The 17,801-nt window shown below is 68.4% G+C and carries 11 protein-coding genes and 1 pseudogene; 8 read left to right on the forward strand and 4 right to left on the reverse strand.

The window, feature by feature from the left end:
* Nucleotides 1-165: 165 nt before the first annotated feature.
* Nucleotides 166-1,089 carry a MalM family protein gene (locus ACIGFL_RS06260; RefSeq protein WP_397496497.1) on the reverse strand — a complete coding sequence of 308 codons (924 nt, stop codon included), beginning with the start codon at nucleotides 1,087-1,089 and terminating at the stop codon, nucleotides 166-168.
* A 209-nt stretch (nucleotides 1,090-1,298) separates the two neighbouring features.
* The gene (locus ACIGFL_RS06265; protein WP_397496498.1) at nucleotides 1,299-2,570 is read right to left on the reverse strand and encodes a maltoporin; all 1,272 of its coding nucleotides are present in this window, start codon (nucleotides 2,568-2,570) and stop codon (nucleotides 1,299-1,301) included.
* A gap of 363 nt (nucleotides 2,571-2,933) precedes the next feature.
* Here ACIGFL_RS06265 and ACIGFL_RS06270 point away from each other — a divergent pair, with 363 nt between their 5' ends.
* The 4 genes and pseudogenes from ACIGFL_RS06270 to ACIGFL_RS06285 all read left to right on the forward strand — a co-directional run bounded on the left by ACIGFL_RS06270 (nucleotide 2,934) and on the right by ACIGFL_RS06285 (nucleotide 7,450).
* Complete coding sequence (locus tag ACIGFL_RS06270) at nucleotides 2,934-4,604, forward strand: glucan 1,4-alpha-maltotetraohydrolase domain-containing protein (protein ID WP_397496499.1); 1,671 nt, start codon at nucleotides 2,934-2,936, stop codon at nucleotides 4,602-4,604.
* A 1,087-nt stretch (nucleotides 4,605-5,691) separates the two neighbouring features.
* A pseudogene (locus ACIGFL_RS06275) lies at nucleotides 5,692-5,847 on the forward strand (HAMP domain-containing protein); the annotation flags it as partial.
* A 129-nt stretch (nucleotides 5,848-5,976) separates the two neighbouring features.
* On the forward strand, nucleotides 5,977-6,702 hold the full coding sequence (locus tag ACIGFL_RS06280; protein ID WP_397496633.1) for a methyl-accepting chemotaxis protein: 726 nt from the start codon (nucleotides 5,977-5,979) through the stop codon (nucleotides 6,700-6,702).
* A 217-nt stretch (nucleotides 6,703-6,919) separates the two neighbouring features.
* On the forward strand, nucleotides 6,920-7,450 hold the full coding sequence (locus tag ACIGFL_RS06285; protein WP_397496500.1) for an REP-associated tyrosine transposase: 531 nt from the start codon (nucleotides 6,920-6,922) through the stop codon (nucleotides 7,448-7,450).
* Between the two features lie 284 nt (nucleotides 7,451-7,734).
* On the opposite strand, the gene ACIGFL_RS06290 is transcribed toward ACIGFL_RS06285, so the two are convergent.
* Nucleotides 7,735-8,814 carry a hypothetical protein gene (locus ACIGFL_RS06290; protein WP_397496502.1) on the reverse strand — a complete coding sequence of 360 codons (1,080 nt, stop codon included), beginning with the start codon at nucleotides 8,812-8,814 and terminating at the stop codon, nucleotides 7,735-7,737.
* A gap of 56 nt (nucleotides 8,815-8,870) precedes the next feature.
* Complete coding sequence (locus ACIGFL_RS06295) at nucleotides 8,871-10,934, reverse strand: alpha-amylase (RefSeq protein WP_397496503.1); 2,064 nt, start codon at nucleotides 10,932-10,934, stop codon at nucleotides 8,871-8,873.
* A gap of 254 nt (nucleotides 10,935-11,188) precedes the next feature.
* Between ACIGFL_RS06295 and malE the strand changes: the two genes are divergently transcribed.
* The 4 genes from malE (at nucleotide 11,189) to malT (ending at nucleotide 17,733) form a co-directional block, all read left to right on the forward strand.
* Complete coding sequence (malE, locus tag ACIGFL_RS06300; protein ID WP_125881655.1) at nucleotides 11,189-12,376, forward strand: maltose/maltodextrin ABC transporter substrate-binding protein MalE; 1,188 nt, start codon at nucleotides 11,189-11,191, stop codon at nucleotides 12,374-12,376.
* Between the two features lie 101 nt (nucleotides 12,377-12,477).
* The gene (gene malF, locus ACIGFL_RS06305) at nucleotides 12,478-14,010 is read left to right on the forward strand and encodes a maltose ABC transporter permease MalF (RefSeq protein ID WP_397496634.1); all 1,533 of its coding nucleotides are present in this window, start codon (nucleotides 12,478-12,480) and stop codon (nucleotides 14,008-14,010) included.
* Nucleotides 14,011-14,020: 10 nt separating this feature from the next.
* The gene (malG, locus tag ACIGFL_RS06310) at nucleotides 14,021-14,911 is read left to right on the forward strand and encodes a maltose ABC transporter permease MalG (RefSeq protein ID WP_397496504.1); all 891 of its coding nucleotides are present in this window, start codon (nucleotides 14,021-14,023) and stop codon (nucleotides 14,909-14,911) included.
* 77 nt (nucleotides 14,912-14,988) lie between these two features.
* Nucleotides 14,989-17,733: an HTH-type transcriptional regulator MalT gene (gene malT / locus ACIGFL_RS06315; protein ID WP_397496505.1), complete on the forward strand. Its 2,745-nt coding sequence runs from the start codon at nucleotides 14,989-14,991 to the stop codon at nucleotides 17,731-17,733.
* Nucleotides 17,734-17,801 lie beyond the last annotated feature (68 nt).

A 17,801-nucleotide genomic window follows, 5' to 3' on the forward strand; every position in this document is an offset into this window, starting at 1 on the left:
ACCTCTGGTTGGGCGGTCGGTCGTCAAGCCTGCCCGCCTCTGTAGGAGCCGCGCCCCGCGGCGAATGCGCGGGACGGCAACCCGGAGCCAGCATAGCTTCGCCCCGGGGTGGGGCTCCTACGGCTGCGGCGGTGGCGCCGGCCAGGTCACCCCGGGACGATCGTTTCAGCGGATCTGGATACGTTCGAGCAGATAGGCCTTGGCGCTGTCGTCGCCGACCCGCGCGGCCTCGTCGGCCAGGCGCAGGGCACGTTCGAGGTCCTTGCTGGCGAGGGCGGCGTCGATGGCCTGGCGGTAGTAGGCCTGGGTCTCGGGCAGTACCGCCGGGGCCGGCACGCTGGGCAGCTGGTTGCCCATCTCGCGGCCGATGCTGAACGGCGGCACGTAGCTGTTGGCCTGCTGGCCGGCGACCTTGTCCTCAATCAGCACCATCTTGATCACACCCACCGGCGCATGCTTGGCCACCGGGTCGGGGATGTTCGGCGCCTCGTTACCGAGGGCACGGGCATAGGCCTTGGCCGGGTGTTCGATGACGGTCCGGCCGCGCATCTGCGCCTCGCTGGTGTAGAGCACCAGGTAATGTTCGTTGCCCGGGTTGTCCAGGTACAGGCGGTCGACGCGCAGGCGCGCGTCCAGGCTGTCGCCCTTGAGGCCGGACGCCGGGGCGTAGACGAAATCCTCGGCGCCGAGCAGGCGCGTGACGCGGAACTGGCTGTCGAGCAGCATGGCGTTGGGCGCCAGCACCGTGTCGCCGGCCTGGCTGTACAGGCGGATCTCGAACGACTTGCTGGCGGCCGGCAGCTGGAAGGCGCGGAAATAGCTCTTGCCGCTGTCGAAGGCGAAGGCGGGCGCGCCAGTGTCGATGCGCACCTCGCCGCTGAAGTTCACCGGGATCGGCTGGTAGGGCAGCTCGCGCAGCGAGGTGCAGCAGGACGGGGCGGCGGCCAGGGCCTGTTCGGCGTTGCCGGCCGAGGTCTGCAGGGGGGCGGGGCTGGCGCTCAGGGCGTCGATGCGCCGCAGCGGTTCGCTGGCGCAGCCGGTCAATAGCAGGGTGAGCAGCGCGAGGCTGGCGATCTTGAACGGTGGCATGGGTTATTCCTCTTATTAGTCTGGAAGTCGCGCAGCGACGCCCTCCTTGATGCCCTTCTCCCCCTGGGAGAAGGTGGCGCGAAGCGCCGGATGAGGGCAGCGGGCACGCTAGGTAAAAGGCCCCGGCCTATTGCAGAACCGGGGCAAGGACCACAGGAGCAGCGTTACGGAATTTGCCAGTCATCCGGATGCAACGGATGACTGAGCGCTTACCACCAGGCTTCGGCCTGGACGCCAAAGGTGAGGCCGTCGTCGTCGCCGGCATCGATGGATTCGCTGGCGGCGTTGTACTTGCCGCCGTCCCACATGGCGTAGGTGGCGAACACGCGGATCTGCGGGCGTGCCCAGAAGCTGCGGCCGGCCGACCATTGCTGGGCCAGGGTGATCTTCTTCAGATCGCGGGATTCCTCGCCATCGGCCTGCGGGTCGATATGGTCGTAGCCGAACTCCAGCGCGGTGCTCATGGTGTTGCTCCACTTGTACACCGGGCGCACGCCGAACGACGCCCAGGTCTGCCCGGAGTCGTTGTCGAAGTCCTTATCTTCGTAGATCTGCACGTACATCATCTCGATGTCGTCGGTCAGGCCGACCACGCCCTGGTTGACCAGGCGGAACATCTTGCCGTCGCTGTTGCCGGTGCTGTTGCGCCCGGTGCTGCCGATGATGCCGTCGGTGCCGTACTGCAGGGCGAGCTTGTTGAAGCCGCCGAACCAGTTGCCCTGGATGTGTTGCGCGGTGAGCAGATGACCCTTCTGGTCGGTGTAGCCGGGATCGTCCTTCTGCTCCTCGGTGAGGTTGGCCTTGCCGTAGTCGTAGCCGAATTCCAGCTTGCCGTCGGTGTTGAAGTCGATATCGGTCAGGCGCAGGTCGAGGGTGTCGTTGGCCACGTTGGTGCCAGTGCCGGTGCCGTTGTAGACCCACTCGCCATCGGTGTTGCGCATCCAGGCCACGTGCGCCTTGGCGAAGCCCAGGTCGATGTCCTCGATGCCGGCGCCGGGGCCGGAAACGTCCCAGTAGTAGTAGTCGTTGATGTGCACGTCGTTGCGCTTGTAGTAGCGCTTGCCGGCCCACAGGGTGGCGCCGGGCAGGGCGGGCAGGAAGTTCTTGGCCTGCACGTTGAACTGGCGGATCGAGCTGGTGCCGTTGGCGTAGGGGTTGCCGTCGCTGTCGGTGGCTTCCCAGTCGTTCGCCTGATCCGACTTGTAGGCGATCATGCTGTCGATATAGAAGCTCTGATCGCCTTCCTTCCACGCCTCGTGACCGAGACCGATCTCGGCATAGGTCTCGCACTCGTTGCCGAGGCGATACTTGGCCGGCGCGCCGGCGGCCTGGAAGCAGGCCTGGTCGCCGCCGCCGGCGGTGGCGCCGATGCCGGAGCGCATGTAGCCATGGAAGTCCACGGCCAGGGCCGGGGTGGCCAGCAGCATGGCGGCGAACAGGGCGCTGGGACGCAGCAGCTGGGCGGGTTGCTTGGTGTTCATCGTGGGTCCTTCTTTCTTGTTGGATTCGGTGTCGGACTGACTGGGCGCGACAGGGCAGGCAGTCGGCCCGGTGGCGCTGCGGGCAAGAGTCGGGCAAGGCAAGGCGCCACCACATCCTCCCCGGGGCGCTTTTTTCGAGGTGGAGCGGCAGGGCGTAGCGAAGCGGCGGGGGTATGGCTGGCAGGCGGAATTTCTACGCCTGTGCCCTACGCCTGCAGAAAGTGCGCGGGGGAGGTTTGGTGGTGCGGCCAGGCGCGGCAGGCTGCCGTGATCGGGTCGCCCGCGCGGTGCTCCGATCAGTCCATCCGGGGGCTGTCCCCCGTAGTCGGATGCTCACAACAATGACAAGAACGGAGCTTCAAGATGAACCGATACCTGCGAATGGCCGGCCTGGTGCTGGCCATGGCCCCGCTCGCCTACCCCTGGGGCAACCTGGTCAGGGCGGCGGACGCGCCGGGCAAGAGCGCCAGCGGCGTGCGCTACCACGGCGGTGACGAAGTCATCCTCCAGGGCTTTCACTGGAACACGGTGCGTACCACCTCCAGCAACTGGTACGCGACCCTGTCCAGCATGGCGCCGACCCTGGCCGCCGATGGTTTCAGCGCGATCTGGATGCCGGTGCCCTGGCGCGACTTCTCCAGCTGGAGCGACCCCAACAACGGCACCTCGGGCGGCGGCGAAGGCTACTTCTGGCACGACTTCAACAAGAACGGCCGCTACGGCAGCGACAGCCTGCTCAAGCAGGCCGCCAATGCGCTGAACGCCGCCGGGGTCAAGCCGATCTACGACGTGGTGCCCAACCACATGAACCGCGGCTACCCGGACAAGGAAATCAACCTGCCGGCCGGCCAGGGGCTGTGGCGCCACGACTGCAATGACCCGGGCAACTACGCCAACGACTGCGACGACGGCGACCGCTTCATGGGCGGCGACGCCGACCTCAATACCGGCCACCCGCAGAACCAGGCGATGTTCCGCGACGAGTTCGCCAACCTGCGCAGCCAGTACGGCGCCGGCGGTTTTCGCTTCGACTTCGTCCGCGGCTATGCCGGTGAGCGGGTCGACGGCTGGATGAGCGATGCCCACGACAACGGCTTCTGCCTCGGCGAGCTGTGGAAGGCGCCGGGCGAATACCCGAGCTGGGACTGGCGCAACGGCGCCAGCTGGCAGCAGATCCTCAAGGACTGGTCGGATCGGGCCAAGTGCACCATCTTCGACTTCGCCCTCAAGGAGCGCATGCAGAACGGCGGCATAGCCGACTGGCGCCACGGCCTCAACGGCAATCCCGATGCGCGCTGGCGCGAGGTGGCGGTGACCTTCGTCGACAACCACGACACCGGCTACTCGCCCGGCCCCAACGGCGGCCAGCACCACTGGCCGCTGCCGGATCATCGCCTCAAGCAGGCCTACGCCTACATCCTCAGCAGCCCCGGCACGCCGGTGGTGTACTGGCCGCACATGTACGACTGGGGCCATGGCGACTTCATCCGCCAGCTGATCCAGATTCGCCGCGCGGCCGGGGTCAAGGCCGCCTCAGCGATCCAGTTCCATGAGGGCTTCTCCGGCCTGGTGGCGACGGTCAGCGGCAGCCAGCAGCAGCTGCTGATCGCCCTGGACTCCAACCTGTCCTCGCCCGGCCAGGTGGCCAGCGGCGACTTCACCCAGGCGCTCAACGCCGACAACGGTGCGATCCGTATCTGGCGCAGCGGCCAGGGTGACGATGAAGAGCAGGGCGAGCTGGTCAGCGTCAACTTCCGCTGCGACAACGGCGTGACCCAGTGGGGCGACAGCGTCTATGCGGTGGGTAACGTCGCCCAGCTGGGCAACTGGAGCGCGGCCAGCGCGGTGCGCCTGAGCGACACCAGCGCCTACCCGACCTGGAAGGGCAGCATCGCCCTGCCGGCCGGCCAGCAGGTGGAGTGGAAATGCATCATCCGTAACGAGAGCGACCCGACCCAGGTCAAGACCTGGCAGCCGGGAGGCAACAATAGCCTGACGGTTACGGCCGGGGCCACCACCAGCGGCGGCTTCTGAGTCTGCCGGGCCGCCGCGCCGTTCCCGGCGGCCCGGTCTCTATCGACAGGAGAGATCGATGTTGTCCCCTCTTGTAAACCGGCTGACCGCCTTCAAGGTCGGCTTCCTGCCGCGGCTGTACCTGCTGATCGCGGCGCTGGCCCTGCTGCTGGTGCTGCTCGGCGGCAGCAGCCTGAGCGCCATCGGCGAGCTGCAGGGCTCGGGCGAACGCATCGCCCACAGCGCCGCGCGGCTGCAGGCCAGCCAGAGCTTCTTCAGTGCCCTGCAGGGCCTGACCCAGAACCTGTCCGATGCCCTCGGCGCCGAACGCGCCGAGGAGCTCGAGGCCTTCGCCACCGCGCATGGGCAGCATGCCGAACGGGTCGACGCCCGCCTGGACGTCATGCGGACCCTGGGGAACGGCGCCGAACAGGCCGAGCTGGTGCGGCTGGGGCAGTTGCTGCCGCAGCTGGACGCGCAGAGCCGCGAACTGCTGGAGGCGCAGCGCCAGGTGCTGGCGCGGGTCGAGCGCACCGCGGTGACGCTGCGCAACCTGCAGCTGCAACTGTCGCGCTTCAAGCAGGACCTGCTCAGGGTGCAGGCGGTCACCAAGGACGACTACGTCGCCTACTCGCTCAAGCAGTTCATCATTCCGCTGGAGCAGGTCGAGGCACTGGTCTTCGACGCGGTCGGCAGCGCCTCGCCGCAGCGCCTGCAGCAGGCCGAGGCCAAGGTCAGGGAACGCCTGCCCAATCTACATGACAAGCTGGGGCGGGTGCTGGACGACCTACTGCCCCACCAGGACAGTCGCACCGACTATGTGCATACCTATCGGGGTGAGTTCGCCGAGATCGAGCGCAACCTGCTGCTCGACGGCCAGGGCGCGCTGGCCCAGTACGCCGGCTGGCTCGCCGACAAGCAGGCTAACCAGGAGCGCAAGCGCCAGCTGCAGGCGTTGCAGGCGCAGGTGGGCGAGCAGGTCGGGCAACTGATCGAGGCGAGCGAGCGCGACGCCCGGGCGCAGCTCGAACAGGCGCGCCTGACCTATCGGCGCGGCTTCGATCGCCTGCTGTGGCTGGCCGCGCTGTCGCTCGGCATCGCCCTGAGCATGGGCGTTTGGCTCAGCCGCACCATGCGCCGGGCGCTGGGCGCGGTGTCCGGCGCGCTGAACCGGTTGGCCGAGGGCGATCTGCGCGGCCGCTGCGATTACCAGCGGGCAGACGAGTTCGGCCGGGTCGCAGCGGACGTCAATCGGGTCGCCGGCAACCTGCGCGACGCCCTGGCGCAGCTGGGCCGCGCCGCCGACCAGCAGGACGCCATCGCCCGTGGCAATGCCGATTCCTGCGCCGACGCGCGCCAGGGCCTGGATCGGCAGCGCTCGAGCATCGGTGCGCTGGCCGCCAGCCTGACCCAGATGGAATCGAGCTTCGCCGAGGTGGCGGTGCATGCCGAGCAGACCGCGCGGCGGGTCGACAGCGTCGGCGCCTGCGTCGACAGCGGCAGCCAGATCATGGCCGGCACCATCCGCAGCACCCAGGCGCTGGCGCAGCAGCTGCAGGGCAGCGTGGCCGAGATCGCCGAGGTCGAGGCCGGCGGGCAGCGCATCGGCCAGATCCTCGCGGTGATCCGCAGCATCGCCGAGCAGACCAACCTGCTGGCCCTCAACGCGGCCATCGAGGCGGCGCGTGCCGGCGAGCAGGGCCGCGGCTTCGCCGTGGTCGCCGACGAGGTGCGTAGCCTGGCCTTGCGCACGGCCAGCTCCACCGGCGAGATCCAGTCGCATATCGACGGTCTGCTGCAGGGCATCCAGGCGGCGGTACAGTCGCTGGAGCTGAGCCGCCAGCACATGCAGGCCAACCTGGCCCAGGTCGGCGAGGCCGATCAGGCGATGCAGCGGATCCACGAGCAGGTCGGCGCCATCGCCGGCATGTCGCGGCAGATCAGCCAGGCCACCGCCCAGCAGCGCCTGGCTGCCGAAGACGTGACGCGCAGCATGCACGACATCCACGCGGTGGCCGAGGACAACATGCAGCGCATCGTCGGTATCACCGAGAGCAGCGAGCGCCAGGCGGCCATGGTGGCCGAGCAGCAGGCGCTGTGCGCCCGCTACCTGACCTGAGCGATCGGTGCCTGCTGCGCGAAGGCGTGTATCCGGCGGATTGGGGCGGTGCCGGGGACAACGATAAGGGCGGGTTCGGCGACTGACCGCGCAAGCCGCGGTGCGCACGGTGCACCCTACGAAATGCAGCACCGTGCCGAGCGTGGCGATCCCGGTAGGCGGCGCTGCGCGCACCGGAGGCTATCCTGTACAGGCAATCAGCGCCAGGAGACAGGGAATGTCCGACTACCGCCGTGCCCGGGAGCAGGGCGCCTGCTATTTCCTCACCCAGGTCAGCCACCAGCGTCGGCCGCTGCTCACCGAGGCGCCGCTGCGCGCGGCCTTGCGCGGGGCCATCGAGCAGGTGCGCCAGCGTTATCCCTTTGCCATTCACGGCTGGGTGCTGCTGCCCGATCACCTGCACTGCCTGTGGCAACTGCCACCGGGCGATGCCGACTTTGCCCTGCGCTGGTCGATGATCAAGCGCCTGACCAGCCAGGCCCTGCCGCAAGCCGATGGTGTCAGCCTGAGCCGGCGTCTGCGCCGCGAGGCGGGGCTGTGGCAAAGGCGCTTCTGGGAACACCGCATCCGCGACGAGCAGGACCTCAGTAGGCACCTGGATTACCTGCACTGGAATCCGGTGCGCCATGGCCTGGTGCGGCAGGTGGCGGATTGGCCCTGGTCGAGCTTCCACCGCCTGGTGCGCGAAGGCGTGTACCCGGCGGATTGGGGCGGGGTGGCGGAGGATGAGGGGGCGTTCGGCGAGTGACCGCGCAAGCTCGGTGCGCACGGCGCACCCGATGGTGCCGATACGCCGATATGTAGCTCTGCGGATATGGTGCGGCGAGCCCTAGGGTGCGCCGTGCGCACCAGGGATAAACGCCGATCTGCCAGGCCGGCGCCTATTCCCGATCCGGTCGGGTTGTCGCCGCTGGATGTGGTATGCAGAAAGAGCCACCGAGGCCGCGGTGCGCCGCGGCGCACCCTAAGAGCACGGCAGGCTTTTGTAGGGGGCGCGCGGGGCCGCCTAGGTTGTGCGCACCAACCCTCTGCCTATTCACCAACCTGCCACTCATGCGCCTGCTGCAGCGCCTGTTCCAGCTCGGCGCGCCAGGCGTCCGGGGTGCGCCCGGCGAGCAGTTCCAGGCGCTGCAGCTGGGCGCCGCACTCGTGCAGGCATTGCTGCAGCCAGTCGATGCGCTGCAGGGTCAGCGGCGTGCAGGTCTGGCCGCCGAGGTCGTCCTCCAGATCGCTCAGGTGCGAGCGCCAGGCCTCGCGCAGGTACAGGCCGTCGAGGCCGCCGCCCAGCGCGTCCTGCCACTGGTCGATGATGCGTTGCAGCCAGGCCAGTACCGTGGCGCTGGCGCCGCGTCCAGCCAGATGGCTGCGCAGGCGCCGGTAGCACTCCAGGGCGATGCGCTTTTCCAGTTCCAGCGCGGCCAGCGCGGCGCTCTGTCCGCGCTCGCGTTCCAGGTGCAGCAGGTGGGCGTAGTAGCAGCGCGTTTCGAAGCGTTCGGCGGCGTGGCACTGCGGGGTCAGCTGGCCGTTGCTGTTGAAGCTGTGCAGCGGCTCGAAGCGGTACATATAGCCGAAGTCGAACAGGCGGATGCGGCCGTCGTCGAGCAGGTTGCCGGGGCACAGGTCCCACTCGAAGAAGCCCAGCTGCAGCAGCGCCAGCAGCGTATCGAACAGCTGCAGCAGGCGCCGCTCGTCCCATTCGCCGATCGCCTCGCCGGCGATCCAGGGCGACAGCAGCAGGCCCTGGCGGTAGCTGGCGTAACGCGTCTCGACGATGCCGGCCAGGGCCTCGCCCCAGGCCGGCTGCTGTTTCAAGGCCTGCAGCTCTGCGCGGCGCTGCACCTCGTTGAGAAAGGAGGTCTGGCCGTCGGGGTTGCGCACCTTGCACGGGTTGCGCGCGCGCTTGAGCGTCCACAGCTGGCCGCCGGCCTCCAGCTGGTAGACCTCGGCGGTCAGGCCACCGGAGAAATGGCGACGTACCCAGGGGCTGGCGGGGCGGGTGGCCAGCAGGTGTTCGAGGGGCAGCGGGCAACCGGCGAGCGAGCCCACCTCCAGTTCGGCGCGGCTGGCGGCGAAGGCCAGTTGGCTTTGGCGGCGTTGTTGTTCGGGTGTCATATCGGGTCCTGTTGGTGAGCACAGCACACCCTACGGGTTGGCGTTGGCATATGCGCTTATCGCCCTTGCACTATCACCACCCGGTCTTTGCCCAGGGTGCGAGCGAAGGCGTAGGGCTGGGTGGACAGCTGCTGGTGGCGGCCGGCGCCGATGGCCGGGTGGCGCGCGCGGAACTGGCCGAGCAGGCGCCAGTGCGCCAGCAGTTCGGCGATGGGCGCCTGCTGCTGGGCGTCCCAGTTCATCGACGAGCGCGTGCCCTGGTGCGGGTCCGAACCCGTGGGCCCGAGCGGGCGCGCGCTTTCGTCGCCGTAGTAGATCTGCACCGCGCCGGGTGCCAGCAGCAGGGCTCCGGCCAGGCCGCGCTGGCGCGCCAGTTGATGGCCCTGGTCGGCGAAGAACAGCGAGGTGTCGTGGGACGAGGCGTAGCTCATGAAGTTGTGCCGCGCGTCGTTGGCCAGCAGCTCGGCGTAGTCGCGGTAGCCGTCCTCGATCTGGCGCAGGCACTCGCTGCCCCTGGCGGCCAGCTCGCCCTGGAAGTCGAAGTTGATCAGCGCGTCGAAGCCGTGGTCCTGGTAAACGCTGGCCTGCGGGCCGTGGCCGAACACCTCGCCGACCATCCAGAACGGGCTGCCGCTCATGGGATCATCGGGGTTGGCCGCCGACCACTCGGCGCGCGCCTTGTCGGCTGCCTGGCGCAGCGCCGCCCAGCTCTCCAGTTCGACGTGCTTGACGGTATCGGCACGAAAGCCGTCGACGCCGAATTCGCGCACCCAGAAGCTCAGCCATTCCACCAGATAGTCGCGCACCCGGTAGCCCTCGCGTGGCACGGCGCGGGTGTCGGCCTTGCGCAGCAGGAAGGGCGGCAGGGACACCGGCTGCTGACTCTCGGTCTTGAAGTCGGGGAGGAAGGCCAGCGAGCCTTGGCGCGGGTCGACCAGCACGCTGGGCGGGCTGTCATAGTCGGCGATGTCGGCGCGTACCCAGTCCTTGCCCCACCACTGGCGCCAGGCGTCGTGCTGGTAGTCGATCAGGTTGTGGTAGGCGTGCAGGTTCTCGAAGCTCTCCGGCTGCCAGTCGCTCCAGCGCGGCGGCAGGTACTGCTGCATGCCGCCGCGCAGCGCGCCGAAGCCGAGCGCCTGCATGTCGGCCAGGGTCGAATAGCCGGGGTGGTTGAGCACCACGTCGAACAGCACGCGGATGCCGCGGGCGTGAGCCTGGGCGATCAGCTCGCGCAGCTCGTCTTCCGTCCCCATGTTGGCGTCCAGGCGGGTGAAGTCCAGGGCGTAGTAACCGTGGTAGGCGTAATGGCGAAAGTCGCCCTTGTCACCGCCGCCGACCCAGCCATGGATCTGCTCGAAGGGCGCGCTGATCCACAGTGCGTTGACCCCCAGCTGCTGCAGGTAGTCGAGCTTGCCGGTCAGGCCGCGCAGGTCGCCGCCATGGAAGGTACCGATCTCCTGCTCGCCGTCGGGCTGGCGCCCGTAGCTGCGGTCGTTGCCGGTATCGCCATTGGCGAAGCGGTCGGTGATAGCGAAATACACCGTGGCATTGCGCCAGTCGTGGGCGGGCGCTGGCGCCGGCTCGGTTGGCTCGAGCAGGAGCAGGCCGTCGCTATGCGCCGCCGGGGTCAGCTCGATACGGCCGTTTTCCACCGTGGCCAACTGGCCGCTGTAGGCATCGCGCAGCACCTCGCCATCGGCGAATACCTGGCCGACCGCGACGCTCAGCGCCTCGCCCTGCCAGGTGCGGCAGGTGCTGCGCGGCGCCTGCTCGCGCAGCGGCAGCAGGCGCAGATGGGGCTGGGCGTCTTCCTGAAACAGCAGGCGATAGCGGCCGGGCTCGCCGATCTGCAGGCTGAGTGAGCTGCCCGCGTGCCAGTCCTGACGCTGGTACAAGGCCAGCGGCTGGGCGCTGCCGCTGGCATTGGGCGCCTGCAGACGCAACTGGCCGGCGCTCAGTTCCAGCTCGACGCTGTAGCGCTGCGGCGCGGAGTTATTCCATTGCAGCGGCACTGGCCGTTGATCCAGCCAGGCCTGCAGCTGCGGCTCGGCGCTGGCAAACTGGCAGAGCAGGGCGCAGGCCAGGGTGGTGAGCGAAGTAGGCAACGAAGGGCGGCGCATGGGGTTCTCCCGCAACTGGCGAGCCTCCAGTACACCCGCACCACGCCGCCTGCAACAGGCGCAGAAGGGGCAGGGGTGCATACTTTTTTCAGGGAGGCGCTGGCAGACTACGCCCCCGCTTCTACGCCCTCGAGAGCGCGACCGGGGAGGATGTGGCGCTTGCCCTTTCGGTCGAGGATGACCGGGCTGGCAGAGCGCTCACCGGCTCGCCGCGGTTGTGGATCAAAAACAAGAAGCCACGAGGACAACAAGACATGAACAAGACGCTGCTCAGCGCAGTCGCCATCGGCCTCGCCGCCACCCTGAGCCATTCCCTGCCGGCCCAGGCCGCCATCGAGGAGGGCAAGCTGGTCATCTGGATCAACGGCGACAAGGGTTACAAGGGTCTGGCCAAGGTCGGCGAGCGCTTCACCGCCGACACCGGCATCGCCGTCGAGGTGGCCCATCCGGACAGTGCCACCGACAAGTTCCAGCAGGCCGCCGCCACCGGCAACGGCCCGGACATCTTCATCTGGGCCCACGACCGCCTCGGCGAATGGGCGCAGAGCGGGCTGATCTCGCCGATCACCCCCAGCGCCAAGGTCCAGGGCGAGATCGAGGACTTCGCCTGGGAGGCGGTGACCTACGGCGGCAAGCTGTGGGGCTACCCGATGGCGGTCGAGGCCATCGGCCTGCTCTACAACAAGGCGCTGGTGCCGACCCCGCCGGCCAGCTTCGACGAGGTGCTGGCGCTCAACGCCGAGCTGGCCAAGTCCGGCAAGCGCGCCATCCTCTGGGACTACAACAACACCTACTTCACCTGGCCGCTGCTGGCCGCCAACGGCGGCTATGCCTTCGCCGCCGCCGAGGGCGGCTACGACACCAGTCGCACCGGGGTCAACAACGCCGGCGCCAAGCAGGGCGCGCAGACCCTCAAGGCGCTGATCGACGCCGGGGTGATGCCCAAGGGCGCCGACTACAGCGTCGCCGAGGCCGCCTTCAACAAGGGCGAGTCGGCCATGTTCATCAGCGGCCCCTGGGCCTGGGCCAACGCCAAGAAGAGCGGCATCGATTTCGGCGTGGCGCCGATTCCCGCGGTCGGCGACGCGCCGAGCCGGCCCTTCAGCGGGGTGATGGCCGCCGCGCTGAACGCCGCCAGCCCCAACCAGGCGCTGGCCGTGGAGTTCCTCGAGAACTACCTGCTGCAGGTCGAGGGGCTCAAGACCGTGAGCGCCGACGTGCCGCTCGGCGCCGTGCCGAACAAGGCCTATATGGCCGAGCTGGCCAGCGACCCGTTGATCAAGGCCACCTTCGACAACGCCCAGCTCGGCCAGCCGATGCCCAACGTGCCGGAGATGGGCGCCTTCTGGTCGGCCATGGCGCCGGCGCTGAGCAACATCACCTCCGGTCGGCAGACCGTGGACGCCGCGCTGGACGACGCCGCCAAGCGCATCGCCAAGTGAAATCCGGCCGCCGTCGACGCCTGGCGTCGCGGCGGCCCCGCTCCGAGGCTATAAACCTGATGTCCGTCGTCAATCTTTCCGCCGCCGTGGCCAGTACGCCCATGAAACTGTTTTCCCTGCCATCCCTGCGTGCCGGCCTGCGTTGGAGCCTGTGGGGCCTGTTCAACGCCCTGGCGCTGTACCTGGTGCTGGCGCTCTACGCCCAGCAGCAGCTGGCCTTCGCCCTGCTCGGGCTGGTGGTCACCGGCATCGCCAGCTACGTGTTCATCAGCCGCCGCGCCTACGCCCATCGCTATATCTACCCGGCGCTGGCGGGCATGCTGGTGTTCGTCATCTTTCCGCTGCTGTACACCGTGGGCATCGGCTTCACCAACTACAGCGGCAGCAATCTGCTGAGCTTCGAGCAGGTGCAGCGCTATCACCTGCGCCAGACCTACCTGGCCGGCGAGCGCTACGCCTTCAGCCTGCACCGCGATGAGGCCGGCGAGCTGCGTTTGCGCGTCGACAAGGGCGAGCGCGGCGCGTTCGTCTCGCCGCCTCTCGTTGGGGATGCGACCGGCGACGCGGCCGGCGAGCCGCTGGCGCTCAGGGCCGAACGCGAACCCGGCGAGCTGGGCGAGGCACTGGCGCTGCGCGAGGTGATCCAGCGCCGCGCCGAGCTCGAGCAGTGGGTGCTGCGCGGCAGCGACGGCGAGCTGCTGCGTCTGTACGGCCTGCGCGAGGTGGCGGCGGTCAAGCCGCTGTACCGCCTGCTGGAAAACGGCGACCTGCTCAACACGCGTAGCAACGAGCGCCTGGAGCCCGACCATACCACCGGCTTCTACCTCGACAGCCACGGCAACAAGGTGGCGCCGGGCTTCACCGTGTTTGCCGGCACCAGCAACTTCACCCGGGTACTGACCGACCCGAGCATCCGCGGCCCGTTCCTGGAGATCTTCGTCTGGACCGTGGCCTTCGCCGGCCTCACCGTGCTCTTCACCCTGGCCGTCGGCCTGGTCCTGGCCAGCCTGCTGCAGTGGGATCTGGTGCGCGGCAAGGCGTTCTACCGGCTGATGCTGATCCTGCCCTACGCGGTGCCGGCCTTTATCTCCATCCTGGTGTTCCGCGGCCTGTTCAACCAGAACTTCGGTGAGATCAACCTGTTGCTCAACGGCCTGTTCGGCATCCGCCCGGACTGGTTCAGCGACCCGACCCTGGCCCGCTCGATGATCCTGATGGTCAACACCTGGCTGGGTTACCCCTACATGCTGCTGCTGTGCATGGGCCTGCTGCAGGCCATTCCGCGCGACCTCTACGAGGCCTCGGCGATGGATGGCGCCACGCCCCTGGACAACTTGCTGAAGATCACCCTGCCGCTTCTGATCAAGCCGCTGGCGCCGCTTTTGATCGCCAGCTTCGCCTTCAACTTCAACAACTTCGTGCTGATCACCCTGCTGACCCGCGGCGGCCCGGACATCATCGGCGCCACCACCCCGGCCGGCACCACCGATCTGCTGGTGAGCTACACCTACCGCATCGCCTTCCAGGACTCGGGGCAGAACTTCGCCCTGGCGGCGGCCATCGCCACGCTGATCTTCCTGGTGGTGGGCGCGCTGGCCTGGCTCAACCTGAAACTGTCGAAAGTCAAAGTCTGAGGAACCCGCCATGGCGATGGTGCAACCGAAATCCGTGAAATACCGCTTGTGGCTGACCCATGCCGGTCTGCTCGGCTTCATCGCGCTGATCGTCTTCCCGCTGCTGATGGTGGTGTCGATCAGCTTCCGCGAAGGCAACTTCGCCACCGGCAGCCTGCTGCCGGACAACCCGACCCTGGAGCACTGGTCGCTGGCCCTTGGCATTCCCTACCAGCATGCCGATGGCTCGGTGACCCAGCCGCCGTTCCCGGTGCTGACCTGGCTGTGGAACTCGGTGAAGATCGCCTTCATCAGCTCGGCGCTGATCCTGCTGCTGTCGACCACCAGCGCCTATGCCTTCGCCCGTATGCGCTTCGCCGGCAAGGGGCCGATCCTCAAGGGCATGCTGATCTTCCAGATGTTCCCGCCGGTGCTGTCGCTGGTGGCCATCTACGCCCTGTTCGACCAGCTCGGCAAGCACGCCGGCTGGCTCGGGGTGAACAGCCACGGCGCGGTGATCGTCGCCTCGCTCGGCGGCATGGCCCTGCATATCTGGACCATCAAGGGCTACTTCGAAAGCATCGACGCCTCGCTGGAGGAGGCCGCCATCGTCGACGGCGCCACCACCTGGCAGGCCTTCGTGCACATCCTGCTGCCGATGAGCGTGCCGATCCTCGCCGTGGTGTTCATCCTCGCCTTCATCACCAGCATCACCGAATACCCCATGGCCTCGGTGCTGCTGCTGGACGTGGACAAGCTGACCCTGTCGGTCGGCGCCCAGCAGTACCTGTACGAGCAGAACTACCTGTGGGGCGACTTCGCCGCCGCCGCCGTGCTCTCCGGTCTGCCGATCACCGCGGTGTTCCTCTATTGCCAGAAGTGGATAGTCGGTGGGCTGACCGCGGGGGGCGTTAAGGGGTAGGGTGGTGGAACCCGCCGCCCCGATACCGATGTAAGATTCGCCATAGCCCGGACAACTACAAATAACGGGAGAGGATCATGACCACAGCGGCGCGTCCGCCCCTGCCCCTGATACCGGCCAAGCTCGCTGCGCCGGCGCTGCATCCCGGCCTGCTGCCGCGGCCGCGCTTCGACGAGTGGCTGCAGCGCCTGCCGCAGGTGCGCCTGGCCGTGCTGCAGGCGCCCAGCGGCTTCGGCAAGACCGTGCTGGCCAGCCAGTGGGCGGCGGCCTTTGCCGGCGCCGTGGCCTGGCTCAACCTCGACGGCAACGACAACAGCCCGCGGCAGTTCGGCCGCTACCTGCTCAACGCCCTGCATCGCCAGCTCGACGGCGGCTGCCCGCAGTGCGTCGGCCGCGCCGAGCAGGGCGACGACGGCCTCGACGGCCTGCTCACCCGCCTGCTCGCCGAGCTGCCGGCCGAGCATGCGCCGCTGTTGCTGGTGCTCGACGAGTTCGAGGTGCTGCGCAACCGCGAGGTGATCGCCGCGCTGCGCTTCTTTCTGCGCAACGCCCCCGACTGGCTGACCCTGCTGGTGTGCAGCCGCGGCCTGCCGGACCTCGGCGTCGCCGAGTTGCGGGTCAAGCGCCAGCTGCTGGCGCTGGATGCCGGCCAGCTGGCCTTCGAGCTGGACGAGGTACAGGCGCTGCTGGAGCTGGGCCTGCGGATCGAGGTAAACCGCGAGCAGGTCGAGCGCCTCAACCGGCGCATCGGCGGTTGGCCCTGCGCCCTGCAGCTGACCCTGCAGGAGGTACAGACCGGGCGCGGCATGGACCTGTTCCTCGAGGCGCTGCAGCTCGGTCACCCCTATATCCGCGACTATTTCCGTGAGCAGGTGCTCTATGGCCTGGACGGCGCCACCCAGGATTTCCTCCAGTCCACCTGCCTGCTGGAGCGCTTCAGTGCGGCGCTGGCCGACCGTCTGACCGACAGCTGCAACGGCCGCGAGATGCTCGAAACCCTGGAACGCAGCGGCCTGTTTATCCAGGCGGTGGACCCGCTGCGCCAGTGGTTCGCCTACCACCCGCTGTTCGCCAGCTTCCTGCGCAACGAGCTGTCCACCCACCAGCCGCAGCGCGTCGCCGAACTGCACCTGCGCGCCGCCGAGGCGCTGCTGGAGGAGAAGATGGCCGAGGAGGCGGCGCGCCATGCATTGCTGGCGCGCGACCCGCAGCGGGTGGCGCAGATCCTCGAGGCCCATGGCCGGCATTTCTACCGCCAGGGCCGCCTGGAACTGCTGCAGCGCTGCCTGGCCGTGCTGCCGGAGAGCCGCGTGGCCGAATCCCCGCTGTTCACCCTGCTGCAGGCCTGGGCCTCGCAGAACCAGTATCAGAGCGATCAGGTCGAGCGCTGGCTGCAGGCCGGCGAGGCGGTGCAACGCGAGCAGTTCAGCGCCGAACAGTGGCAGCGCATCGAGGCCGACTACCAGGCGGTACGCGCTCAGGTGGCGATCAACCAGGGCGACCAGCAGCGCGCCATGGCCTTCGCCCGCCAGGCGCTGGCCTTCGAGCCGCTGACCATGCGCACCTCCAAGGTGGCGGCGATGTCGGTGCTGGCCGAGGCGCACTTCGTCCAGGGCGAGCTGGCCAAGGCCCAGCAGCAGCACGAGGAGACCGTGCGCCGCGCGCAGCAGATCAATGCCTCGCACCCGGTGCTGTGGAGTCTCGGCCAGCTGTCGGAGATCGCCGTGGCCCAGGGCCATCTGCAGAAGGCCTACAACCTGCAGGAGCGGGCGCTGCAGTACATCGAGCAGGAGCAGTTGCCGGTCACCCCGATCATGGAGTTCATCCACCGCGTGCGCGGCCAGGTGCTGCTGGAATGGCACCACCTGGATGCGGCGGAGCAGTGCGCCCTGCAGGGCCTGGAGATCCTCGATGCGGTGGGCGATCACTGGTTCCTGCAGTGCTACGTGCTGCTCGCCCGCGTCGCCCACGCGCGGGGCCAGCAGAGCCAGTGCGCCGACTACATCGGCCGGCTGAAGAGCCTGCTGGCCGGCGACGACTACCACATCGACTGGCAGGCCAACGCCCACGCGGCGATGCTCGCCTACTGGGACTCGACCCAGGACAAGGACAGCATCCGCCAGTGGCTTTCCACCGCGCCGCCGCTCAAGCCCGGGGCCAACCACTTCGCCCAGGGCAACGCGCGCAACCACGTGCGCGCCTACCTGGCATTGAACCAGGGCGAGCGTGCGCTGCCGATCCTGCGCCAGTTGCAGCTAGACGCCGAGCGCCATCAGCTGGTGATGGACCAGAACCGCAACCATATCCTCCAGGCGCTGGCCTACTGGCAACGCGAGGAGCGCCAGAGCAGCCTCGACCACCTGCACCAGGCGCTGACCCTGGCCAGCGGCACCGGCGCCATCGGCAGCTTTCTCAGCCTGGGCAAGCCGCTGATCGCCATGCTCAAGGCGCTGCAGCTCGAGCGCCGGCTCGACGAGCTGGAGCAGCAGCGCGCAGAACGCCTGATCCAGCTGGCCCAGCAGCAGCGCGACTTCAGCCGGGCGATCCGCATCACCCTGGATGAGGCGGTGATTCAGGACATCATCAACCGTCCCGACGTGCCCGAGCTGATCCGCCATTCGCCGCTGACCCGGCGCGAATGGCAGGTGCTCAGCCTAATCCACGCCGGGCTGTCCAACGAGCAGATTTCCGAGCACCTCAACGTCGCCCCGACCACCATCAAGACGCATATCCGCAGCCTCTACCAGAAGCTCGCCATCACCCAGCGCAGCGAGGCGGTGCAGCTGGCGCGCAGCCTGCTGAGCAAGATTCAGGGCGAGTAGGGGAGAGCCGATACCCCGACCTCGCAGGGTGTCGCGGGGCCGCCTAGGCCGTGCGCACCGATGCATTT

It is taken from the genome of Pseudomonas sp. NPDC077649 (assembly GCF_044542855.1).
Lineage (GTDB): Bacteria > Pseudomonadota > Gammaproteobacteria > Pseudomonadales > Pseudomonadaceae > Aquipseudomonas.